This is a genomic window from Paenibacillus sp. sgz302115 (assembly GCF_056120445.1).
On the sequence record NZ_JBVYOK010000006.1, the window covers coordinates 107,796 to 130,438 of the forward strand.

20 protein-coding genes are annotated in these 22,643 nt (G+C 52.1%); 13 read left to right on the forward strand and 7 right to left on the reverse strand.

The window, feature by feature from the left end; translation table 11 throughout:
- The first annotated feature begins 552 nt into the window (after positions 1 to 552).
- The 11 genes from AC0LWN_RS14055 (at position 553) to AC0LWN_RS14105 (ending at position 14,481) form a co-directional block, all read left to right on the forward strand.
- Positions 553 to 2,094 (forward strand): response regulator, encoded by a 1,542-nt coding sequence (locus AC0LWN_RS14055; RefSeq protein ID WP_474666266.1) that lies wholly within the window; start codon positions 553 to 555, stop codon positions 2,092 to 2,094.
- Positions 2,095 to 2,111: 17 nt separating this feature from the next.
- Complete coding sequence (locus AC0LWN_RS14060) at positions 2,112 to 3,929, forward strand: sensor histidine kinase (protein ID WP_474666268.1); 1,818 nt, start codon at positions 2,112 to 2,114, stop codon at positions 3,927 to 3,929.
- A complete protein-coding gene (locus AC0LWN_RS14065) occupies positions 3,926 to 5,464 on the forward strand; it encodes a response regulator (RefSeq protein ID WP_474666270.1) in 1,539 nt (512 codons plus the stop codon). The genes AC0LWN_RS14060 and AC0LWN_RS14065 overlap by 4 nt, the downstream gene beginning before the upstream one ends.
- Positions 5,465 to 5,579: 115 nt before the next feature.
- Positions 5,580 to 7,277 carry a type 2 periplasmic-binding domain-containing protein gene (locus AC0LWN_RS14070; RefSeq protein WP_474666272.1) on the forward strand — a complete coding sequence of 566 codons (1,698 nt, stop codon included), beginning with the start codon at positions 5,580 to 5,582 and terminating at the stop codon, positions 7,275 to 7,277.
- A 97-nt stretch (positions 7,278 to 7,374) separates the two neighbouring features.
- Positions 7,375 to 8,343, forward strand: coding sequence for an ABC transporter permease (locus tag AC0LWN_RS14075; protein ID WP_458967293.1), 969 nt, complete (start codon positions 7,375 to 7,377; stop codon positions 8,341 to 8,343).
- 1 nt (position 8,344) lies between these two features.
- Positions 8,345 to 9,304, forward strand: coding sequence for a carbohydrate ABC transporter permease (locus tag AC0LWN_RS14080; RefSeq protein ID WP_474666274.1), 960 nt, complete (start codon positions 8,345 to 8,347; stop codon positions 9,302 to 9,304).
- A 40-nt stretch (positions 9,305 to 9,344) separates the two neighbouring features.
- Positions 9,345 to 10,922, forward strand: a complete 1,578-nt coding sequence (locus AC0LWN_RS14085; protein WP_474666276.1) for a glycoside hydrolase family 43 protein — start codon at positions 9,345 to 9,347, stop codon at positions 10,920 to 10,922.
- Positions 10,923 to 10,947: 25 nt separating this feature from the next.
- The gene (locus AC0LWN_RS14090; protein ID WP_474666278.1) at positions 10,948 to 11,961 is read left to right on the forward strand and encodes an endo-1,4-beta-xylanase; all 1,014 of its coding nucleotides are present in this window, start codon (positions 10,948 to 10,950) and stop codon (positions 11,959 to 11,961) included.
- 216 nt (positions 11,962 to 12,177) lie between these two features.
- A complete protein-coding gene (locus AC0LWN_RS14095; protein ID WP_474666619.1) occupies positions 12,178 to 12,939 on the forward strand; it encodes a methionine ABC transporter ATP-binding protein in 762 nt (253 codons plus the stop codon).
- Complete coding sequence (locus tag AC0LWN_RS14100) at positions 12,932 to 13,594, forward strand: methionine ABC transporter permease (RefSeq protein WP_474666280.1); 663 nt, start codon at positions 12,932 to 12,934, stop codon at positions 13,592 to 13,594. The genes AC0LWN_RS14095 and AC0LWN_RS14100 overlap by 8 nt, the downstream gene beginning before the upstream one ends.
- A 56-nt stretch (positions 13,595 to 13,650) precedes the next feature.
- Positions 13,651 to 14,481: a MetQ/NlpA family ABC transporter substrate-binding protein gene (locus tag AC0LWN_RS14105; protein WP_474666282.1), complete on the forward strand. Its 831-nt coding sequence runs from the start codon at positions 13,651 to 13,653 to the stop codon at positions 14,479 to 14,481.
- Here AC0LWN_RS14105 and AC0LWN_RS14110 read toward each other — a convergent pair.
- From AC0LWN_RS14110 to AC0LWN_RS14140, 7 genes are all read right to left on the reverse strand, one after another.
- Positions 14,478 to 14,939, reverse strand: a complete 462-nt coding sequence (locus tag AC0LWN_RS14110) for a hypothetical protein (RefSeq protein ID WP_474666284.1) — start codon at positions 14,937 to 14,939, stop codon at positions 14,478 to 14,480. The genes AC0LWN_RS14105 and AC0LWN_RS14110 overlap by 4 nt on opposite strands.
- Positions 14,940 to 15,016: 77 nt before the next feature.
- Entirely contained in the window at positions 15,017 to 15,916 is a 900-nt protein-coding gene (locus tag AC0LWN_RS14115; RefSeq protein WP_474666286.1) for a metallophosphoesterase family protein, read from the reverse strand.
- 434 nt (positions 15,917 to 16,350) lie between these two features.
- On the reverse strand, positions 16,351 to 16,692 hold the full coding sequence (locus tag AC0LWN_RS14120) for a DMT family transporter (RefSeq protein WP_474666288.1): 342 nt from the start codon (positions 16,690 to 16,692) through the stop codon (positions 16,351 to 16,353).
- Positions 16,689 to 17,669 carry an HAD family hydrolase gene (locus tag AC0LWN_RS14125; protein WP_474666290.1) on the reverse strand — a complete coding sequence of 327 codons (981 nt, stop codon included), beginning with the start codon at positions 17,667 to 17,669 and terminating at the stop codon, positions 16,689 to 16,691. Before AC0LWN_RS14125 ends, AC0LWN_RS14120 begins: the two co-directional genes overlap by 4 nt.
- Positions 17,670 to 17,776: 107 nt before the next feature.
- On the reverse strand, positions 17,777 to 19,123 hold the full coding sequence (locus tag AC0LWN_RS14130; RefSeq protein WP_474666292.1) for an ABC transporter substrate-binding protein: 1,347 nt from the start codon (positions 19,121 to 19,123) through the stop codon (positions 17,777 to 17,779).
- Between the two features lie 33 nt (positions 19,124 to 19,156).
- Entirely contained in the window at positions 19,157 to 19,999 is an 843-nt protein-coding gene (locus tag AC0LWN_RS14135) for a carbohydrate ABC transporter permease (RefSeq protein WP_474666294.1), read from the reverse strand.
- Between the two features lie 33 nt (positions 20,000 to 20,032).
- Positions 20,033 to 20,914 carry a carbohydrate ABC transporter permease gene (locus tag AC0LWN_RS14140; RefSeq protein ID WP_474666296.1) on the reverse strand — a complete coding sequence of 294 codons (882 nt, stop codon included), beginning with the start codon at positions 20,912 to 20,914 and terminating at the stop codon, positions 20,033 to 20,035.
- Positions 20,915 to 21,134: 220 nt separating this feature from the next.
- Here AC0LWN_RS14140 and AC0LWN_RS14145 point away from each other — a divergent pair, with 220 nt between their 5' ends.
- Positions 21,135 to 21,695, forward strand: a complete 561-nt coding sequence (locus AC0LWN_RS14145; RefSeq protein ID WP_474666298.1) for a GbsR/MarR family transcriptional regulator — start codon at positions 21,135 to 21,137, stop codon at positions 21,693 to 21,695.
- Positions 21,696 to 22,160: 465 nt separating this feature from the next.
- Positions 22,161 to 22,613 carry an Lrp/AsnC family transcriptional regulator gene (locus AC0LWN_RS14150; protein WP_458966499.1) on the forward strand — a complete coding sequence of 151 codons (453 nt, stop codon included), beginning with the start codon at positions 22,161 to 22,163 and terminating at the stop codon, positions 22,611 to 22,613.
- The last annotated feature ends 30 nt before the right edge of the window (positions 22,614 to 22,643 follow it).

Here is a 22,643-nt window from a genome sequence, read left to right on the forward strand (position 1 = left end):
GGAAAGCTCGCTTCGGAAGCATCGGCAGTCTGCGGATTTCAACCGCGAAGAGCGGTATACAATCAAGAAATCTGCAGGCGGGCAGCGGCCGGAAGTCCAAACATTCCCCGCAGTTACGTCTCAGCCCATTCGACTCATCTTTAGTTCAGCTAATAGTGAACTTGAAATTTACCAAAAAGGGCGAAAGTGACGGAGGGGAAGTTTGGAACTGGAGGAGCGAACGCGTCCGCCTTTGTCTTCAAGTTTCATCCGCTAAAAGCGGTATAAATCAAGAAACTTGAAGATAACAGCGGCCGGAAGTCCAAACATTCCCTGCAGTCACGCCTCAGCCCATTTCGATTCATCTTTAGTTCAGCTAAATACCTAGCCTGAATAAAACCTTATTACAAAGAATTATAGAGAAAAAAACCAAAATGTAAATGATGATGTCACGTTATCTAACACAATTTCCTGTTACAAGTTATGTTTCACATCATTATCCAAGTGTGCTAGCATAATTTATATTATTTTGCTGACACATTTTTCTATAATATGGGAAAGGGAGCAGGGTTTATGCTAAAAGTAATCATTGTTGATGATGAGCCGTTGGTGCTTGAAGGGCTGAGAACAATGGTGGACTGGGAGAAATACGGCTTCGAGGTATGCGGGGAAGCCCTTAACGGGCCGGATGCACTGAGATTGATTCAGGAGCAGCGGCCGGATCTGGTTCTGACGGATATCAATATTCCGGCCATTAATGGCCTGGAGCTGATCACCAGGCTGAATGAAGTCATGGCGAAGCCCCCGCGTTTTGTAATTCTCAGCGGCTATGATGACTTTCAATATGCCAAGACAGCGCTGCGTCAGCGGGTGGAGCAATATCTGCTGAAGCCGATTGATGATGAGGAAATCGGGACACTGCTAAGCAGGCTCGGCAGTCTGATTCAAAATGAAATCGCTTCCGAGAACGAGAGCCGCATAAGACAGGCCTCAATTTGCAGTCATCTGCTGGGAAGGTTCATTCAAGGTGAAGACAACAAAGAGCTAAGGCATTTGGCGCATCATCTGCTGAAGCTGCAGCCGGATACTGAACTGGTATGCATCCTTATCCCTGCCGCTTCCTCCGGGTTCGATACAGAGCTGAAGATGAGCGAGGGCTTTCCGTGGGAGCTAAGCAGTGCCTTTCAGGATAATGAAGGACGCTACGGCCTGCTTGTCCAGTCTGCTTCGCTCACACCCGAAAGTCTGGAAGCAGCCGCCATTCTGCTGCAACGGGAGCTTGCGGAGCTGCAGCCGGAGCCTGTCGCCGTGGTTGTCAGTGACAGGCTGACAGGGATCGGTTCCATCCGGGAGCTCTATTTGCAGACCCTTGAGGTGTGGAAGCTGAAGTACCGGAGAGAGAAGAGCAGAATCTTTTATTACAGCGACCTAAAAAAGCTCAAGAATGAACGGGAGATTCATGAGGACAGCTTCAAAGAGCTGCTGCAGAAGGTCAAAGCCGGTGATACGGCAGATCTGCTGTCATGCGTCAGGGATGCCTTCGCTGTGTTTGCCGGGGAGCTGTTGACGGTTGAAGAGGTTCAGGCCGAGGTTGCCCATCTGGAAATGACCCTATGCCGGCAGGTTAAGGAGATGAATGGCGATCCTGACCGGATCATGAGTAAGCTGCAGGCGGAGCATGGGAATTTAGGCGGGCTGGGGGATTATTTTCTGCTGAGCCATTATGTCCACAAGCTGTGTATGGAGACCGCAGGCTACCTGGCGGAATTGAAGCGGGCGAATGAAGGGAACACGATGTATAACGTTATACAATACGTGGACCTTGAGTTTCGGGGCAAGCTGCAGCTCCAGGACCTGGCAAGGCACTTCCATATGAATTCCACCTACCTGGGACAACTGTTCCGCAAGGAGACGGGGCGCAGCTTCAGCGAATACGTAAATGAGAAACGGATTGAAGCCGCCAAAGGCCTTCTGAAGCGGACGCAGCTAAAAATATCGGATATCGCGCAGCAGGTCGGATTTTCGAATACGGACTATTTTATTGATAAATTCAAGGGGATCGTGGGGGTTCCGCCCTCTGTCTATAAGCATGCGGATAGGAAAAAGCAGATATAAGAAAGCCGGTGCGCGCCATGGAGAAAAAGAGATTCAGATTCGCCCGTTTCGTCAATGACATTCCGCTGAACTATAAATTTTTCCTGATCTACTTCGTAGGTGTGCTGCTGCCCATTATGATTATTAATCTTGTGTTTCTGGGCCGGATTACTGATCTGATCAAATCAAGAGAGCAGCAGAACCTGGAAATTTCACTGGAGAGAGCACGGAAGGATATCCATGACTATATCGAGGGCGGAGTTGCCGTCAGCTATACGCTGGCCGCAGATAAGAACCTGTATGAAATGCTGGACCGGAATTATAAGGATTCTATTGATTTTTACAGTGCCTTTGATGAACAGCTGCGTGACCGGATGAACAGCTATATGCCGGTGAACAATCAGATTGAGCGGATCAGTGTATTCACGAAGAACCAGACTATCGTATCCGGGGGCAACTATCATGTCATGAATGAGCAGGTTTGGAACAGTGACTGGTACAGACAACTCAAGTCTTCGAATGGCAAGTTAATTGTTACCGCTTACAGAACAAGCGAGAACGGCAGCACCTCTTCAATTCCCACCCTCAGCGTGCTTGAGACAATGGATAAATACAGCGCATACAATAAGTACGAGAAGCTGCTGCGGATTGATCTGGATCTTAGCGAAATCTATGACGTCATTGTCCGTGAAAAAGATTATCTAAGTCTCTATCTGGTCAATGATCAGAATAAGATTGTGATGTCGGCGGACAGCGGCTACCAGCGGGTGACCCAAGATCCCTATCCGCTTTTCAAGCAGATGGATGCTGGGCAGCAGGATGTTCGTGTCGTGCCAGTAGGTACGGCCAGCTATTTGAAGGGCTGGAAGCTTGTCGGGATAACCCAGGGCGAGCGGATTACCCAGGCAGTGCTGGACATGCGGCTGTATGCCGCTTTTTTGGCGACGACAATTACCCTTCTGACCAGCGGCTTTATCTATGTGATGCTGAGATCCTACAACTACCGGGTCAAACGGCTGGCTAGACATATGCAGAAGGTCACGAATGAGAAGTTCGAGCTGATCCTCATCGACGAGGGGCGGGATGAAATCGGCGGCCTGATCCATAACTTCAACCGGATGACTACCCGGATCAATTCACTCATCAACGATGTGTACAAGCTGGAGATTCAGAAAAAAAATCTGGAAATGGAGCGGGTTAGAGCCGAGCTGAATTTCCTGCAGAGCCAGATGAACCCCCATTTTCTGTTCAACACCCTCAATGCTATTCTGGTCGTCTGTACCAAGAACAACTACTCCGACGTGACGGATATTGTGAAAAGCTTGTCCAAACTGCTCCGCAGGCTTCTTAGCTGGAAAGAGGATCTGGTGTTGCTGGATGAGGAGATCATCTTTATCGAGATGTATCTGAAGATTGAGAAATTCAGGTTCAGGGACAAGTTCGACTATGTCTTTGAGATTGACGAGCAGTCGCGCAAATACAAGATTCCGAAGCTGAGCATGCAGCCGCTGGTGGAGAATTCCTGCAAGCATGGGCTGCAGACGATAGAAGGGCTTGGCATTATCACGGTGAAGACTACCGTGGAGGAGAAGCGGCTGCAGATTACCATCTCCGACAACGGCAAAGGGATTGAAGCCGCCAGGCTCAAGGAATTGCTCTATGCCATTCGGAATGAGGATTCCTCGGGAGCGAATATCGGGCTGCGCAACGTCTACCGCAGGCTGGAGCTGTATTACGAGGATCAGGTCCGTTTTGAGATCATCAGTGCGCCGGACCAGGGAACGGTAGTATCCATTGGCATCCCGCTCCGGCTGCTGGAGAGGCTGAACCCGCTAGAAGGTGAGGAAGGATTATGAAATATAAAGTGCTTTTGATTGATGATGAGCCAAGCAGCCTTGAGGGCTTGCTGCTATGGATTGATTGGGAGGAGCTGGGCTTTGAGATCTGCGGCACCTGCGCTAATGGCCGGGAGGGGCTGCAAATGATGAAGCGGCTGCAGCCGGATCTGGTCATTACGGATGTGAACATGCCTGTGATGAACGGGCTGGAGATGGTTGCCGCCTGGCGCCAGGAATCGCCGGAGACCGTCCGGTTCGCCATATTAAGCGGCTACAGCGAATTCGAATACGCCCAGACGGCAATCCGGTATGGCATTTATCATTATTTGCTGAAGCCGATTTTTCCGGAGGAAGCTGCCGAAGAGCTGCGGGAAATGCATGAGGAGCTGGAGCAGGAGAGACGCAAGGTGATGCTTGATCAAATCGCTTTCTCGGAGGCGGCGACAGCGCAGCTGAAGATGCTGATGCACCATAAACCGGAGGACAAGGGAGAACCGGAGCTTCCGGCGGGACTGCCGGAGGGACTGAATTCGTGGAACGTTATTTTGCTCCAGAGTGTGCCGGAGCTGTACGCGGAGCTGAGGGGGAGTGCGGCAGCCCTCTCAGCTGGTCATGCGGCTATGTATTTGATAGACCTGGATACAAGCAGTTTAGCCATCGTATATGGCACGGGAGAGTCTTCCGGGGAACCCGAAGCAGCGGAGGCTGTACGGGCTCCCTTGCAGCAAAAATATGCGGATAAGCCGCTGCTCATAGCGGTTGGAGCCGCTGTGTCATCCCCGCTTCATTTGGCGGACAGCTACCGTACGGCGAAGGAAGCGCTTATGCATTTCTTTTATCAAACGGAGCCTTACGGTCTTCTGGCTTACCAGGAAATTAAGGACAGACCGTTCAGCTACCACTATGATCATATCCGGCTTATGGATGCCATTATGGGACCTGTCAATACACTGGACCTGGCAGGCTTCCGGCAGGCGGTAGCTGCGGCCGCCCGAAGCTTCCGCGAGCAGCTTGTGGCACCAGAAGTGGTGAAAAAGCTGGTCATTCATATCATGTACCGGATCTTCGAGCTTATCCCGGAGGAGGGCGGGGGCCGAAGGTCGGCCCTGCCGGGCGGCTTTGGCGCTGCTGAAATTCCGCAGACCATAACTTCATTAACCGGGTTAATGGACCGGTTACTGGACTGCGGCGAAGCCGGAATCGGCCTGCTTGTACAAGAACAGAACCAGAACTCATACGGAATTGTGCGGGAGATCAATCAATATATCGGGGGGCATTACCGCGAAAGCCTGACGATACAAAAGCTGGCAGAAATCTTCTATCTGCATCCGGTATATCTCGGGCAGCTGCTCCGCAAGAAGAACGGGATTCATTTCAACGAGCAGCTTCATAGCCTGCGGATTGAAGAGGCAGCTGCACTATTGCGCCAGAATGAATTGAAAATTTCGGAGATCGCCGAGCAGGTAGGTTATTCCAACTATGGGCAGTTTCTGAAGCAGTTCGAAAAGAAAATGGGAGTGGGCCCAGGACAATACCGCAACGCAAAGTTCTAAACTTTTTGGGGGTATACCTTTAGTTCAGCCGTTTTTTCCACTCTGCTCCGCCTCTATAATTCAAATATGTAAGTGCTTACAAAAAAGTTGTGCAAACAAAATATGGAGGTGCTTTATGGGGGGCAAGTCGAAAAACGTATTTAAGTTATCCTTAATTGTTCTGCTATCCCTAAGCTTTACACTGGCAGGCTGTGGTGGCAACAACAGCAACAATAGCAAGGATGCGGCGAAGAATGGTGGGGCTGCTGCAACAGAAACGGCAGCTAGCACGGATGGCAAGGTTGAGCCGTTCGACATCAGTGTCTTCATCGGTGAAGCGGGCCAGCCGCCGACGCCGGATAACAAGATCTTCAAGAAGATCAAGGACGAAACAGGAGCCAACTTCAATTTCGAATATTTGGCCGGGGATATCAATCAGAAGCTCGGCGTTATGATCGCAGGGCAGGATTACCCGGATATGATGACAGGAAATACGAAGCTTACGGCGGCAGGCGCCTACATTCCGCTGGAAGATCTCATTGAGAAATACGCACCAAATTTGAAAGCGCATTACGCAGATTACTGGAACATGATGAAGGACCCGAATGATGGACATATCTACATTCTGCCTAACTATGGTGTATACAACGGTGAAGTAAAGAGCTCATGGTATTCAGGACCGGCCTTCTGGATTCAAAAAGCCGTGCTCAAGGAATTCGGTTATCCAAAAGTTAAAACACTGGATGAATATTTCGACCTGATTGCCAAATACAAAGAAAAATATCCGAAGATTGACGGAAGCCCGACCGTTGGCTTCGAAATACTTAACTATGACTGGAAAAACTGGGGTCTGCTCAATGCGCCTCAACATTTGATCGGCCAACCGAACAATGGCGGCGTTGTGGTGAAGGATGGCGTAGCCGAGATTTTTGCAGATAAAGATTATGCCAAGAAATATTATCAGAAGCTGAACGAAATGAATCAGCAGGGGCTGATTGACAAAGAAACCTTCGTCCAGAACTACGACCAGTATATGGCGAAGCTGTCCAGCGGTACGGTTCTCGGTATGTTCGACCAGCACTGGAACTTCAACGCAGCGGAGGACTCCTTAACCACACAAGGGAAGATCGAGCGGACCTATGTTGGGCTTCCTCTGGTCTATGACGCATCCACCAAAGACTACTACCGGGATCTTGCAGTGCTGAACCTGAACAATGGATTCGGAATCAGCATCAATGCCAAGGACCCTGTGAAGATTATCAAGCTGCTCGAAACGCTGATCAGCGAGGATTGGCAGAAGACCTTCTCCTGGGGTATTGAGGGTGAAGATTACATTGTCAAGGACGGCAGATTTATGAAAACCCAGAAGCAGCGGGATGATGCCGCCGATCCGACTTGGCAAATGGCTAACAAGGCCAAGACTTTCTACGGTTTCCTGCCTAAGCTTGAAGGCAGCTATAGTGACGGCAACTCTACAGATGCGGCAGCGCAGCCTGAAGAATATGCAGCCAGTGTGAAGCCGTACGACAAGGAAGTCCTTGCTGCATACGGATATAACAGCTATGTGGATTTCTTCAGTACACCGCCGGCTAACCCTGTCTATTACCCGGCCTGGTCCATTGACCTCGTGGAAGGCTCGGATGCCAAAGTTGCCAATACCAAGCTGAATGAGCTGTCTACCAAGTTCCTGCCGAAGGCCATCCTCGCTAATGCGGGCGATTTCGACTCTGTATGGAGCGATTATGTTGGACAGATTGCCAAGTCGAATGTGAAAGCCTACGAAGACAAGATCAACGAGCAGATTAAATGGAGAATCGAAAAGTGGAGTAAATAGGCGGAAAGTATTCTTGTAGGATCTGACAGGAGGTGCGGGGCCGAAGGCTGGCCCTCACCTCCTGCATTAAAATGATTGTGTGGGGAGACAAACTTATATGGATGAGACCCTAGGGAAAGAAAGCGTCGCCTTGCATCCAAAGAAAAAAAAGAAGCAGCCTATCACCTGGTCGCTGATTAAAAATCAGAACCAGCTAATTTGGATGTCTGTTCCCTTGATGCTGTATATTATTCTTTTTGCCTATGTCCCGGTATGGGGCTGGACTATGGCGTTCCAGAATTACCGCCCGGGTCGTTCCTTCAGTGAACAGGAATGGGTGGGCTTCAAGCAATTTAAGTTCCTGTTTACAGACGATAATTTTCTTCGTGTGCTGCGCAATACGCTGGCAATGGGGGTCATTAACCTCGTTCTCGGGTTTGTCACCGCGATTGCTCTGGCACTACTGCTGAATGAAATTCGTAAGGTGTTCTGGAAGAGAATAGTACAAACGATCTCCTATTTGCCCCACTTCCTGTCATGGATTATCGTAACAGGGATTGTGGCTACGTCGCTCTCCATCAATGACGGAATCGTCAACATTGTCCTGATGAAGCTTCATTTAATCAAGGAGCCTATTCTGTGGCTCAGTGAAGGCAAATACTTCTGGGGCATCGTCGGGGCCTCGCATGTATGGAAAGAGGTTGGCTGGAATACGATTATTTATTTGGCCGCCATTGCCTCCATCGACCCTGCGCTCTATGAAGCAGCCGAAATTGATGGCGCCAGCCGCTACAAGAAAATGAGGTTCGTGACCCTTCCGGGGATTAAAGCAACGATTGTCATCCTTCTGATCATGTCTGTAGGACATGTACTGGAAGCGGGCTTTGAAGTGCAGTATTTGCTCGGCAACGGGCTTGTCGTGGATTGGGCAGAGACGATTGATATTTTCGTACTCAAATACGGGCTGGCCCAAGGGAACTATTCCCTCGCCACCGCAGGCGGAATCTTCAAGACGGTCGTTAGCGTCACCTTGCTGCTAATGGCGAACTTTACGGCAAAACGGCTTGGGGAAGAGAGGTTGTTATAGTATGGCGAACCAGCAAATTAGTCCTGGCACAGGTGCAGGCGTATCTGTTCGAAAAAGATTGAGATCCAGCGGACTGGAACCGGTTCTCTTCCATAGCTTCAATACGGTGTTCATGATTTGTCTGGTGATCGTTACTTTATATCCATTCATCAATACAATTGCCGTTTCGTTCAATGCAGGAAATGATACGATCCGCGGCGGCATCTATCTGTGGCCGAGAGTGTGGACCACGCAGAATTACAAGGCCATCTTTGCTTCCGGCACCATCTATGATGCGTTCTGGATTTCGGTGGCGCGGACGGTGCTCTCGACGATCCTGAATATTTTTCTGACCACGATGCTTGCGTACACCTTGAGCCGCAGGGAATATGTGTTCCGCAAGCCGATCACCGTGATTTTCGTGCTTACGATGTATTTCAGCGCCGGTCTGATTCCGGGGTATTTCCTGATCAAGGATCTTAACCTGTTGGGCAGTTTCTGGGTATATATCTTCCCTTCGATGATCAGTGCCTTTAATATGATAGTTATCCGCACTTATATCGGGACACTGCCGGAAAGTCTGATGGAATCGGCGCGGATTGACGGTGCAGGAGACTTCAAAATCTTCATGCGTGTTGTGTTCCCTCTATGTAAGCCGGTACTGGCAACCATCGCGCTGTTTGTGGCGGTAGGGGCATGGAATGCCTGGTTCGATGCATTTATCTACACGTCTTCGAAGCAAAGTCTAAGCACGCTGCAATACGAGCTGATGAAGCTGCTGTCCACCTCGATGAATTCGAACAGTAATCCGAACGTTGCTGCGGGGGTGGGGATGGACAGGGATTCCGCCAAGGCGATGGTGACTCCGCTGTCGATCCGGGCGGCGATTACGATTGTGGCCTCCGTGCCGATTCTGCTCGTATATCCTTTTATGCAAAAATATTTTGTCGTGGGTCTGAATGTCGGCAGTGTAAAAGAATAAGCTCGCCGTTATTAACGGGCAGCTGAAAGGTTGGCTAAACATGATGAACAGTTCTTCATTATCATCCAAAAAAATATCCTATAAAAACCCGGTGCTGCCGGGTTTTTACCCTGATCCCAGCATCACCCACAAGGGGGATGACTATTACCTGGTATGCAGCTCGTTTGAGTATTTTCCGGGAGTGCCGATCTTTCATAGCCGGGATTTGATCCACTGGACGCAGATCGGCCATGTGCTGGACCGGATCAGCCAGCTGGATATCCGCAGCTGTCCAAGCTCCGGCGGTATTTATGCGCCGACCCTCCGCTATCATGACGGCCTGTTCTATATGATCACTACGAATGTGAGCGGCATAGGGAACTTTTATGTGACGGCTGCGGACCCGGCAGGGCCGTGGTCAGATCCGATTACTGTTCCTTTTGGAGGCATAGACCCGTCTCTGATGTTCGATGCGGACGGCAAAGTATATGTCACGGTTCAGCAGGGAGCAGGATATGACTCACACATTATCCAGTACGAAATAGATATCGCCACCGGAGAGGCCTTGTCTGAGCCAGTGGTCATCTGGACCGGGGATGGCGGACCTTGGGTGGAAGGCCCGCATTTGTACGCCATTAATGGCCTGTACTATATAATGACCGCTTCTGGGGGAACTGGGCCGGAGCACCGTGAGATTATCGGGCGCAGCGCTACTCCGTACGGACCCTTTGAACAACTGCCGCATCCGATCCTGACCCATAATGCGATACCGCACCCGATTCAATATCTGGGCCATGCCGATCTGATTGAAGGGCCTGGGGGTCAGTGGTGGGCTGTATTTCTTGGCGTCCGCCCTGGGGAGGAGGGCTTCAGCGTGCTTGGACGGGAGACGTTCCTGGCTCCGGTGAACTGGACGGAAGACGGCTGGCCGATGATTGACAACAATGAGGGAACGGTGGAGCTGGAGATGAACGCCGGGCCTGTTTCGGTATCGGAGCCGGGGCTGGAATATAAGGCGGGGGCAGTAACAGAATCCGTATCGAAGTATGACTTTGATGCCGCTGCGCTGCCGTATGACCTGATCTTTGTACGCAATCCGGCGGAGGGAAGCTGGTCGCTTACGGAGCGTCCGGGCTGGCTTGCGCTGTACGGACAGGCCGCAGGTCCGGGAGATGTCGGCCAGATGGCTTTTGTAGGCAGAAGACAGCAGCACATGGAAGCCGAATGGAGCACTCTGCTGGAGCTGGAAGCGCCAGGGGAGGGTACGGCAGCCGGATTGTGCGCCCGGATGAACGAGCAGACGCATTACGAGATTTGTCTGGAGCATAGAGACGGACATAGCGTAATTGCAGCATATCTGACGGTAAAAGGACAAACACAGCTTGCCGCCGAGGTCCCGGCAGAAGGGCCGGGCGTGTACCTGAAAATTGCCGCTGACCGGGCGGAATATTCTCTGCTGTATTCCCTGGATGGTCAGGAGTGGAGCAAGCTGGCTGCGGGAGATGCCTATGCCTTGTCACCCCAGGCCATAGAGGGCAACAATTTCACTGGTGTTGTGGCCGGCTTGTATGCTGCGGGCGGCGGGAAGACAGCGCAGCAGCCGGCGTACTTTGACTGGCTTGAGTACCGTGGATTATAACTGAGCTACACAAGGAGGCACTATTATGAGAGAGGATAAGGACTTTACGGAGCCTGCGCTGAAGACCCTTTTTGCCGGGGATTTCAAGATTGGCGCAGCAGTGAATCCGCATACCATCCGCTCACAGGAGCATTTGCTCGCGTACCATTTCAATAGTATCACTGCCGAGAATGAGATGAAGTTCGAGCGTCTGCATCCTGTGGAAGAGGCATACTGTTTTGGAGAGGCCGATCAGCTGGTCGCTTTTGCCCGGAAGCATGGGATGGCGATGCGTGGGCATACGCTGGTCTGGCATAATCAGACCTCGGAGTGGCTGTTTGCAGACGATAAAGGCGGTACGGTTAGCAGAGAAGTTCTGCTAGAACGGCTGGAATCGCACATCCATAGAGTAGTGGGACGTTACAAAGGAGACATCTGCGCCTGGGATGTGGTCAATGAGGCCATTGCTGATGAAGGCGAAGACCTTCTCCGCCCGTCGAAGTGGCTGGAGATTGCCGGACCCGGCTTCATCTCCAAAGCATTTGAATTCGCTCATGCCGCTGATCCCCAGGCGTTGCTGATCTACAACGATTATAATGAGTCCCACCCGCATAAACGGGATAAAATATATACCCTGCTGAAGTCGCTGCTGGAACAGGGTGTTCCGGTACACGGCGTTGGCCTGCAGGCCCATTGGAATGTATATGATCCGTCACTCGATGAGGTTCGTGCGGCGATTGAGAAATACGCCTCGCTCGGCCTGCAGCTCCAGCTCACGGAGCTGGATATGTCCGTATTCCGCTTCGATGACCGGCGGACAGATCTCAAGACACCTCCGGCGGAGCTGCTGGAGCTGCAGGCGCAGCGTTACGAAGCCATGTTCCGGCTGCTCAAGGAATACCGCGAGGTAATCTCATCGGTCACCTTCTGGGGAGCGGCGGATGATTACACCTGGCTGAATGATTTTCCGGTCCGTGGCCGGAAGAACTGGCCGTTTCTGTTCGATGAAGGGCATCAGCCCAAGCCTGCCTTTCACCGGCTGGTTGGAATGAGGGGCTGACATAAAGATTAAGCACACCGCTGATTGCGCATCAGCGGTGTTTTTGGTGTGCGGCACAAATATTTGGTTATATCATTTCTAAAAAAATGATGACACAGCGGAAAAAATACCTTATTATTTAAAGAGATTTTTAATAAAACAGTTTTCAAATAATAGTAGTACACTTTTTGGAAACCCAAAGGCTATAGTCCGGGTGGTCTGGAAGGAGGGCTTCATATTCTATCGCTGAACGGGGTTAGCAAAAGCTTCAACTTGAAGGAAGGCCGCTACTTGGCGGTGGATAAGGTATCGCTCGAAGTCCGGGCAGGGGCCATTCACGGCATTATCGGAGCCAGCGGAGCCGGCAAATCCACCCTGCTGCGGCTGATCAATTTGCTGGAACGTCCCGATACAGGCACGGTTGCGGTAGACGGCAAGCTGTTGACAGCTATGCCGGAAAAGCTGCTCCGCAAGGAGCGGCACACAATCGGCATGATCTTTCAGCAGTTCAATCTGGTAGGCAACGCCACTGTCAGCCGGAATGTGGCTATTCCGCTGGAGCTGGCCGGAGTACCGCGAAGCGGACGGATGCAGCGGGTGCGGGAATGCCTGCAATTTGTCGGCCTTGAGGACAAGGCGGAGCAGTACCCTGCCCAGCTCAGCGGAGGGCAGCGGCAGCGGGTGGCGATCGCCCGCGCGCTGGCGAACAATCCGAAGCTGCTGCTATGCGATGAGCCGACCTCTGCGCTGGACCCTGGGACAACGGCGGATATTCTTGGCGTGCTTCAGCATATTAACGCTGCGCTTGGCGTAACCATAGTCATTGTTACCCATGAGCTGGATGTGGTTCGGAGCATCTGTACGGATGTATCCGTGATGGAAGCGGGACGAATCGTTGATTCCTTTTCCCGTGCGGAGGGCGGTTTTCTTCCGCCGGATGCACATTCCGGTTCATATCGCGAGCGGATTACCGGGAAGGCGGTGGAAGCTCATGCTTGAGAATATGCTGAAATACCAGGATCAGATGTGGCAGTCCATCGGGGAGACCTTTGTGATGGTAGGCATTTCGGTAGGCGCAGCCGTGCTGCTGGGGCTTCCGCTGGGGACTTTGCTGTATTTTTGCCGCAAGGGCCAGCTTTATGAGAACAGGACACTGTCGCTTACGCTGAACAGCATCGTTAATGTGGTCCGTTCGTTTCCGTTCCTGCTGCTGGTGGTGGCCCTGATTCCGTTCACCCGCCTTCTGGTGGGTACGGCCATCGGTACAATGGCGGCTACGGTGCCGCTGTCCATTGTCGCTATAGCGTATTATTCGCGGCTGGTAGAACAGTCTTTGCTGGAGGTGCCAAAAGGAACGATTGAGGCTGCACTGGCTATGGGTGCGTCGAAGCTCGGACTGATTTTCAAATTTTTGTATGTAGAGGCCCGTTCGGGTCTGGTGCTCGGACTGACGGCCGCAACGATCAGCTTCATCTCCTTTTCGACCGTTATGGGTGTGGTTGGAGGCGGCGGAGTTGGCGATTTCGCCATCCGTTATGGATATCAGCGTTTTGAGACCGAAGTGATGGTCTATGCGATCCTAGTGATGATCGTGCTGGTGCAAATCATACAATTTGCCGGGAGCACGCTGGCCAGGCTGCTGGATAAACGCTGAGAGATGGTCCAATATTCATGAATCAGATAGAAGAATAAATGGGGGTTACTGTACAAATGAAAAAAACAATGAAATTTACGCTGATGCTGCTCGTACTGGTTATGATTGCTGCAGGCTGTGGGAACAACAAGGAAGCCGAAAATACACCGTCTAAGGCCAGCACTGAGCCTGTCAAAATTAAAGTAGCATCGCTCATCCCGCCAATGACCGATATCCTTGATATCGTTAAACCGCTGCTGAAGGAGGACGGAGTAGACATGGAGGTCGTCATCCTGTCTGACAACGTGCAGCCGAATGAGGCGCTGGCGAATAAGGAAGTGGACGCGAACTTCTTCCAGCATGTGCCTTACATGGAACAGTTCAATGCAAGCAAAGGCTCCAAGCTCGTACCGGTTCAGCCTGTATATGATGCAATCTACGGCGGCTACTCGAAGCGTTACAAGAACATTGCCGATCTGCCGGAAGGCGCAACGCTGGTGATGGCGAATGATCCGTCGAATATCGGGCGCTCGCTGCAAATGTTCGCCAAGGCGGGATTGATTAAGCTGAAGGAAGGTGTGGGCATTAAGGCAACTCAAGCCGACATCACCGAGAACACCAAAAACTTCAAGTTCCAGGAGGTCGATCTGCTGATGCTCGCCCGCATGCTGGATGATGCCGATCTGGTAGCTATGACCCCGGCATATGCCAGCCCGCTTGGGCTGACGCCGAAGAAGGATGCGCTGATTACAGAAGGCGATGATTCTGAATTCACCATCACCCTGGTAGCGCGGGAGGACAATAAGGATTCCGACGCCATCCAAAAGCTGGCGAAACGCATCAGCGGCCCGGAAGTGAAGAAGTTCCTTGAAGACAATTATGCGGATATCGCGCTGCCTGCATTTTAAGGCAGCATGCTCGCTGGCAGTCCGGCGGGCGGCGCTGTTGGCGGGTGCAGGTGGTGCAACTGCGGCCCGGAGAGGGGGGGAACAATGGCAGAACTGCCGTTGATAGAGCGCCCCCCGGGCCGCGGGCCGGGGGGGCGCTCCCCGGCTACGCGGGAGGAAACAACGGCAGAAATGCCGTTGTTAGAGGCATCCCCGGCCTTGCAGGCCGAAACAACGGCAAAAATGCCGTTGTTGGGGCGCTCCCCGGCTACGCGGGCGGGAACAACGGCAGAAATGCCGTTGTTAGAAGCATCCCCGGCCTTGCAGGCCGAAACAACGGCAAAAGTGCCGTTGTTAGAGCGAATCCCCGGCCCAGCCACTACGTACACTGGCCAACATATTAGCGCAATTTCAGCCATTGCCTGCTGATGCAAGCTGTACAGCAGCAGCCAACACAAAGCAGCCGTTCTCCAGTTCATGGGGAACGGCTGCTTTGTGTTGCTTCAAATCCGGCTACTCAGATGTTTAGTTGTGCAAGCGAAGCTCCTCCAGAGGATCAGCCGTGTGCCTTAACCAACGTAGCAACCTCATACTGTGCGGAGTCAATCCAGCTTCCCGTGGTGAAATCCCGTCCCCTTACGAGGACTTTGTCGCGATAGACTTCCACATAGAAGCCTTGGCTGCCGGTCTTATGCTCATCAGCATTGGTCCAGAGGTAGGCGACAGAAGCAGCATTGAACATGGTGGCCGTCTCCCCGTTGCCGGGATACATTGTGTTGTCTACCTCAAGCTCCCAGTGGGTATGTCCGGTAAATAGAAGAGTCTGCGGGTGCTTGGACAGTATGGAGCGCAGATCCTGATCTTGAGTAACCCCGTACCACTCCTGAGATTCCAGCGATCCAGCTACCGTGTCCTTCAACGGCTGATGCAGGAAAAGAAAAACAGGCCGCTCACTCATCGAAACTTCCTCCATCGACTGACCGCTCTCCTGCCGTTCTCCAAGCTTAAGATCCAGCCAGCGAAGCTGCTCGTCCGACAGATGACAGAACGTCGGCAGACCTTCCTCTGTTCCAAGAAAAATAAAATGATATCCGCCGATCCAATAGTCGTGATACGGGCCGGGCATTCCCATGCGGGAAGTATACATTGCCAGGCGGGATTCCCAGTGGCCCAGGCCAACGTCATGATTCCCTAAGGTGTACCGGATCTCCGGCAGCTCTGCCTGATACAGCCCCAGAATGCGGTGGACCTCCTCATATTCCTCCATGAAACCATGATCCGTAATGTCCCCAATATGCATGATCCCGCTGCTGCCCTGAGCATGAACGGCAAGATCATGCAGCGCCCGCTCAAAATTGAGATTGTACTCATGCGTGGGATCGGCAGTGACATGGGTATCCGTTATAATTTGAAAGCTTAGCAGCGGCTGTTGTCCGCCTGATTCGTTTATACTCATGGCAAGGAAACCTCCTTCAGTAATGCTTGGATATCAACTTAATTTGAATACAGCTAAGACAGAGCCTAAGTTAGTAACTCCCAAAAAGCTGATTCAGAAAATAGCATCCCCATCAGCGTACAGAGATTCATCGAGCGCTTGGAGACTTGGGCTTGGAGGTTAGGAAGCCTAGAAGCTAGGTGGAATTAGTACAACTAATTCGCTGAAATTCGTGCCCCTGCGGCAAGTAGTGGGATTTTCTCCAACTAAATTAAGCAAATTCATCATAAAAGGGACAATTCGGGCAGATTAGTTGTACTTTTTCCCACTTGGGGCCATCTAGGAGCAAGTTAGCTCGGGTTAGTTGTACTTTTTCCATTTGGGTTCGCTAGCAATTAAATCTACGCGCTCCGAAGCTCGCCAATCATTAATTTTTAACTCCAACCCGAACACCGCTAATGCCCTTTGGCGCTAATGTTCAGTCCCACAATTCCGGCGACGATGACGGTCACCCACAGCAGAGAGGACAGAGACATCCGCTCTTCAAAAAACACCGCACCCGCCACAGAGATCAGAATGATTCCGGCACCCGACCATACCGCATAAGCGACTCCAACCTTGATCGAGGTCAGCGCAACATTCAGCGAGGTGAAGCTGATCCCGTAAAAGAGAAACATCAGCACCGAGGGCCAGAAGCGGGTGAAGCCATGGGAGATTTTCATAGAGATGGTTCCCGACAGCTCGAAGATAATAGCCAGCGCCAGAAAAAACCAGGCCCAGGCCCCCTCGGCCCTCAAGGTACAATCCTTTCAATACTAAGCTCTGCAAAAGACTGTACGATACAATCGGCGTCCGGCAAAAGCTCCCGCGCAGCCATCGTACCCGCTGCACCGCTAGTTCCCGCACCCTCGGCCACGCCGTCAACCGCATCCGCCGTCACGCCAGCCACACCGCCAACCGCATCCGCCGCCATACCAGCCACGCCGTCAACCGTATCCGCCGTCACGCCAGCCACACCGCCAACCGCACTTGTCACCACGCCAGCCGCACCACCAACCGTACCCCCGTCTCCGCCAACCGCGCCGGCAATCCCGATAGCCACAGCCGCCCCGGCGGCCTTAGCCATCCGCATGTCGCCGTTCGTATCGCCGATCACGGCGGCAGCGCCAGGCTGTACTCCCAGCCGCGTGCAGGCGAGCAGCACCATGTCGGGAAACGGCTTGCCGCGCTCTACCTGATCCGTGCCGATCACGGCGGAGAAATACTCGCGGATGCCCAGCCAGCGGAGATGTGCCTCAGCCGTTGCCGTTTCGTCGGCAGTCACGACGGCCATCGCTATGCCCGAAGCTGCGCAATCGTTAAGGAAGCGGAGCAGGCCGGGAAGCGGAAGAACCGGACGGTTCCGCTCCAGTATGGCATCCGCCTCCTGGCGGCAGAGATCCACCAGTTCTTTAGATTCGGCCCATGACAAGCCGAGCTGATAGGCCTGCCAGGCCAAAATGGCATAGAGATCATTCATTGTGCCCATAGCCAGAGGGCCGTTGCGGTCATAATCTGTGATTCTGCCTTCGGCATCGTGAACGGTTCCCAGCAGGGAGGGCAGGGAGGATGCCGGGAATTCGAGGCCATGTTGTTCCAATTGCCGGGTGAACTGTTCCAGGAAGCAGTCGCTCCAGCTCCCCCACAGAGAGACGAACTCCAGCAGCGTGCCATCCTTGTCGAACAGGATGGCAGATACCGCCGTGTCTCCTCGCGGAGTATTAAGCTTAGGCATATCGCCGCCCCCTTAAGTTAATATTTCAAGGGAAGCCGCCGTCTTTTACAAGACGGCAAAGCCTCCCCTTTTTGAAAATATGCCTTCAATTGAGCTTTTATTTATGCTTAGTTCACTTTATCCAGGGCAGCCTGAGCGGTTGCCTGCGCTTCCTTGAGCGCTTCGGCTGCCGGAATGTTCTCAATCTGCACCTTGTCGGCAGCGATTTTCAGCGCATCGCTGATTTTACCCCCGGTAGGGTCCTGGAAAGGGGCGGAGGCGTGGGATGCCTGCATCAATGGAACTTTGATCTGCGGGTTGCTTTTGCTGAAGGAGACAAATGCCGGATCTTCGAGCGCTGATTGGCGGACGGAAATATATCCGGTGTTGATCGACCAGGAAGCGGTGTTCTCGGAGTTCGTGAAATAGGTCAGCCACTTCATAGCTGCCTGCTTCTCGGCATCTCCAGCCTTGGCGGGAATACCGGCCATAATGGCCTCTGCCACCGGTTTGCCTTCACCCACTCCGGCCCAGCCCGGCTGCTCCATTGCCGAGACAATGCTGAAATCCAGATCGCCCTGGTCGCCGCTGGAGCCGGTGTAGCCTGCCGCCTGGCCTTTCATCACATCGTCAATCGTCTTGTACCAGTACTCCCAGCCTTGTCCGCCGGAGTGAATGCGCATGGTTTTATCCTCATGAATCCATTTGCGGAATAGATCCCAGGTCTCAACCCACTCAGGGGAGTCAATGGTTACTTTCTTTCCGTCCTCGCTAAGAATGCTGCCGCCCTTGCTCAATACGGCATCAACCATGTTGCCGGAGCCCCACATCGGCTCCCAGCCGAAGAAGGTTGTTTTACCGCCGCTTTTAACAGCCATTTTCTCAGCGGCTGCTGCGAGATCCTCCCAGGTTTTAAGCTTGCTGGCGTCAATCCCGCTTTTCTCAAAAGCATCCTTGCGGTAATATATAACCTGTGTCGTTCCGTACATCGGGAGGAAATACTGCTTGCCATCAACTTGCCCCTGGTTCAGGAAGGTCTGGACAAAATCCTCTTTATTGAAATCCGCCTGCTTAGCGATCAGATCATCCATCTGTGCGAAATATCCCTTGCGCGCCCAGTCTACATTGGAGGACAGCACAGCCGCAGGTACTTTTCCGGTAGCGATGGCTGCCTGGAGCTTCTGCTCGGTTTCGGTATAGTCAGCCTGCACAATCCCTTTGACGATAACCTCCTGCTGCGAGGCGTTGAATTTCTGAATGAGCGATTCCATATTTTCGCCAAGCTTACCGCCGAGTCCATACCAGAATTCGATAGTTACCGGTGCGCTTTGGGCTGGAGCGGCGTCTTGTGCAGGAGCTGCAGAGGCACCGTTTCCTTCCGTAGTATTATTAGAAGCGGAATTCCCGCCACAAGCCGTGAGCACGGTGAAACCGGCAATCATGGATACTGCGGACAACCTTTTTAATACGTTCATCATCATTCTCCTCTTTGGATAAAATATAAGATTTCAGCCTTTACTTGCGCCTGCGGTCATATTGACACTTTGCATAATCGTTTTTTGCGCCAGCAGGAAGACAAGCAGCAGCGGGGCGATGGTGAAGGCGCTGGCGGCCATAATTAGCGGCCATTGTAACCCGTAAGCACCTCCTTCCACGAAAAAGCTGCGCAGACCGGCGGATACAAGCTGCAGGCCAGGGTCCTTGGTAATCAGCATCGGCCAGAAATAATTGTTGTATTGATCAATGAAGGTGATCAGCGCAAGTACGGCAAAAGAAGAGCGCGTAACCGGCACCAGCACCGTCCAGAGAATCCGCATATGGGATGCGCCGTCAACCTCACCGGCCTCCACCAGCTCATGCGACACCTGCAGGAACGCTTGTCTGGTCAGAAAGATTGAGAAGACACTCACGCAGTTGGAGAGAATCAGGCCGGCGTAAGAATCCAGCAGATGCAGCTCGGACAACACGAGATAACCGGGCAGGTACACCGCTGTAGCCGGAACCATATACCCGAACAGAATCACTCCGGAGAAAAGCCCTTTTAAGCGGAATTTCATATGTGTCAGCGCGTATGCCATCATGCCGGAATTGATTGTCTGCAGAATGACAATGGAAGTGGCGACGAGAATACTGTTGCCCATGTACCTTGCGAACGGCGCCTCATTCCAGGCCGCAGCGAAATTGCCCCAGAGCGGCACCTCCGGCCAGAGGGTAGGCGGGGAACGCCAGATTTCATCGTTGGTTTTCAGCGCGCTGGTGACCATCCAGTAGAACGGAAAAGCCATCAGCAGGGCAAGGGCGGCAAAAAACAGATGGCGGGACAGCCCGCCCAGCCGTGTGATCGTACGCAAGTGGTAAAGACCTCCTTTTACACAACACCTGAATTATTGATAATGCGTGGTTCGTTTGCTGATGCCAAGCGAGAATACCGACAGCAGCAGGCAAATGAACACAAGAACAACAGCTACTGTGGAAGCCTCTCCGATCTGGAAGGATTCAAAAGCGGACTGATAGTACAGATACAGCAAAGTCCGGGTGGAACCGGAAGGACCGCCCTGCGTCAGCACATTGATCTGATCGTAGGCCTGAAGCGCCTGGATGAGCTGCACCACGAACAGAAACAGGGTAGTTGGCGAGATCAGCGGCAGCGTGATGCGGATGAATTTCTGCACAGCGCTTGCCCCGTCAAGCTCCCCGGCTTCCAGCAGATCGGAAGGAACATTCCGCAGCGCCACCAGATAAAAGATCATCGCCCAGCCCACCGATTTCCAGATGGTCACAAGCAGCACGCCAATGAGCGCCCATTTGGGGTCCTGCAGCCAGCCGATTTTGTCCAGTCCCAGGAAATCAAGCACCGTGTTGGCAAGCCCGACCTCCGGCTCGTAGATCCAGGACCAGACGATGGATACGGCAACGGTCGGCGTGACCCAAGGGGAGAACAGCAGCACCTGGTAAAGGGAGGAGCCTTTAAGCTTGCGGCTCATCAGCAGCGCAAGTCCCAGTCCGATCAGAATGATCGGCAGCACACTGCCTGCGCAGAAGAGCAACGTCACTCTCAGTGCTTTGTAAAAGGCTGGATTGCTGAAGAGATCCGTATAATTTTGCAGTCCTACAAAGGTTTTCTCCGGGCTCATGAAGTCCCACTCAGTGAAGCTGAGATACAGCACATACAGCAGCGGCGCCAGCCAGAACACGACGAACGGCACCATGGCCGGCAGGGTGAACAGCACCGGCTTCAAGCCGCTGATAAGCTTTGAGCGTGTCATTTTCGTTCCGATACCCCATTCCATCTTCTTTGTTTTGCGGTATAATGCAGAGGTAAGTTCCTCCGTTCAAAAAAAATTGTACACTCATGATGTGGCGCTGTGGTCAAGCGGAAGTAAAGATCGTTCGGAACTTATGTAAAATTTGCAGAAATGGTGCCATGAAGCTTCAGTTTTGTGTAATCTAGAGAGAACGATTCTAATTAGAGTGAAGGTGCAGCGAATGAAACAGGCAGCATTTGGCGAGGACAACCAGCATTTATCTCAGCGTGAGCAGCTCCTGCGTCCTATGATTGATGCGATCGCGCAGACGATGGATTTGTATGGAGCGAATTATTCCTTCGGGCAGCTCTACGGGATTATGTTCTTTGAGGACAAGCCGATGACGCTGGAGGAAATGAAACAGGTTATGAATATGAGCAAGAGCAACATGAGCTACGGAGTCCGTTCCCTCATCGCTTCCCGGATGGTGACCAAGCTGGACGAGAAACGCGAGCGGAAGGAGCTGTATGCGGCGGAGACGGATTTCTTTCAGGCGTTCAAGAACTTTTTCACTCTTAAGCTGCAGCGGGAGATAGATATAATGCAGGAGGCGATAGGGACGGCGATGCCTGAGCTCCAGGCACTGATGGAGACGGAGGACACTTCTGAAGAGGAGCGGCAGGCCTGTCAGAGAGATTTGGACAAGCTGCGGCACGCGGTGGAGTATTATGTCTGGCTGCAGCGGTTCGTGGATGGTCTGGAGGAAGGAACGGTGTTCGGCGGAATTCCCGGCAAGGAGTAAAGTCCCGCAACTGAGTACAGCTTTATCTCTTCGCCATCTTCCAATCGTAACTGCATTCTATACAACTAAAAGGGAAGAAATCGGCAGCAAAACGGAGCTAAATTGCACTTGGTACACTTATATAAAGCTCATCCTGTTAAAAGGAGCATATCGTCCTTTTTTAACTGTACAGAATACATCTAAAGCTAAAAATAGACGGTTGCACGGGATTTTAATTGTAGTAAATACATTTATCGGGCCAGCAGCGTTTAAGCCACCCTCATACGGATTCCGTCTTGAGGGTTTTTTGCGTGTGAATAAACAGCCTACGATTCGTTATTTTCAAGATGGCTTTCAGTTATGTTTATTACGATTGAGGAAATAATTATCCCTTCAACATACGATTCGTTCGAATTCATATCCGATATCGAACGATTAGTTAACAACGAAATAAAACGTGATATAATTTGCCCAGGAGGCGGTCCTATGGATGAACTGGATATCAAAATTCTAAAGCTGCTGGAAGAGAACGGGAGATTGTCCCACGAAGAGATCGGCAAGCTGCTGCATATCTCGCGGCCCTCGGTGCATCAAAGAGTAGGCAAGCTGGAGAAGAACGGAGTCATCAAAGGCTACAAAGGGATTGTGGACTGGGGCAAGCTGGACCAGAAAATCAAAGTCATGATCTCAGTTAAGGTGGTCAGCCAGAGCTTCAAGGAAACGGCAGGCAAGATCATCGGACTTCAAATCCCGGGAGTGACCATAATAGAATGCCAGCGGCTGGCGGGAGAGTGGTGCATGCTGCTCAAAGTCAGAGTGAGCTCACCGGAACAGCTTACGCTGCTGCTGGATGAAATTCTCCGAATCCCGGACATCAAGGAAACCTCGACGACTTTTATTTTATCTACTATATATGAGGATGGCATAACGGGAGTTTAACAGACGCTCAAGTCTTAGGGTTTTACATAT

Excerpts from the sequence above, each read along its gene's own strand:
- AC0LWN_RS14055 (WP_474666266.1), top strand. The coding sequence starts at position 553 with ATGCTAAAAGTAATCATTGTTGATGATGAGCCGTTGGTGCTTGAAGGG.
- AC0LWN_RS14060 (WP_474666268.1), top strand. The coding sequence starts at position 2,112 with ATGGAGAAAAAGAGATTCAGATTCGCCCGTTTCGTCAATGACATTCCG.
- AC0LWN_RS14065 (WP_474666270.1), top strand. The coding sequence starts at position 3,926 with ATGAAATATAAAGTGCTTTTGATTGATGATGAGCCAAGCAGCCTTGAG.
- AC0LWN_RS14070 (WP_474666272.1), top strand. The coding sequence starts at position 5,580 with ATGGGGGGCAAGTCGAAAAACGTATTTAAGTTATCCTTAATTGTTCTG.
- AC0LWN_RS14075 (WP_458967293.1), top strand. The coding sequence starts at position 7,375 with ATGGATGAGACCCTAGGGAAAGAAAGCGTCGCCTTGCATCCAAAGAAA.
- AC0LWN_RS14080 (WP_474666274.1), top strand. The coding sequence starts at position 8,345 with ATGGCGAACCAGCAAATTAGTCCTGGCACAGGTGCAGGCGTATCTGTT.
- AC0LWN_RS14085 (WP_474666276.1), top strand. The coding sequence starts at position 9,345 with ATGATGAACAGTTCTTCATTATCATCCAAAAAAATATCCTATAAAAAC.
- AC0LWN_RS14090 (WP_474666278.1), top strand. The coding sequence starts at position 10,948 with ATGAGAGAGGATAAGGACTTTACGGAGCCTGCGCTGAAGACCCTTTTT.
- AC0LWN_RS14100 (WP_474666280.1), top strand. The coding sequence starts at position 12,932 with ATGCTTGAGAATATGCTGAAATACCAGGATCAGATGTGGCAGTCCATC.
- AC0LWN_RS14105 (WP_474666282.1), top strand. The coding sequence starts at position 13,651 with ATGAAAAAAACAATGAAATTTACGCTGATGCTGCTCGTACTGGTTATG.
- AC0LWN_RS14110 (WP_474666284.1), bottom strand. The coding sequence starts at position 14,939 with ATGAACTGGAGAACGGCTGCTTTGTGTTGGCTGCTGCTGTACAGCTTG.
- AC0LWN_RS14115 (WP_474666286.1), bottom strand. The coding sequence starts at position 15,916 with ATGAGTATAAACGAATCAGGCGGACAACAGCCGCTGCTAAGCTTTCAA.
- AC0LWN_RS14125 (WP_474666290.1), bottom strand. The coding sequence starts at position 17,669 with ATGCCTAAGCTTAATACTCCGCGAGGAGACACGGCGGTATCTGCCATC.
- AC0LWN_RS14130 (WP_474666292.1), bottom strand. The coding sequence starts at position 19,123 with ATGAACGTATTAAAAAGGTTGTCCGCAGTATCCATGATTGCCGGTTTC.
- AC0LWN_RS14140 (WP_474666296.1), bottom strand. The coding sequence starts at position 20,914 with ATGACACGCTCAAAGCTTATCAGCGGCTTGAAGCCGGTGCTGTTCACC.
- AC0LWN_RS14145 (WP_474666298.1), top strand. The coding sequence starts at position 21,135 with ATGAAACAGGCAGCATTTGGCGAGGACAACCAGCATTTATCTCAGCGT.
- AC0LWN_RS14150 (WP_458966499.1), top strand. The coding sequence starts at position 22,161 with ATGGATGAACTGGATATCAAAATTCTAAAGCTGCTGGAAGAGAACGGG.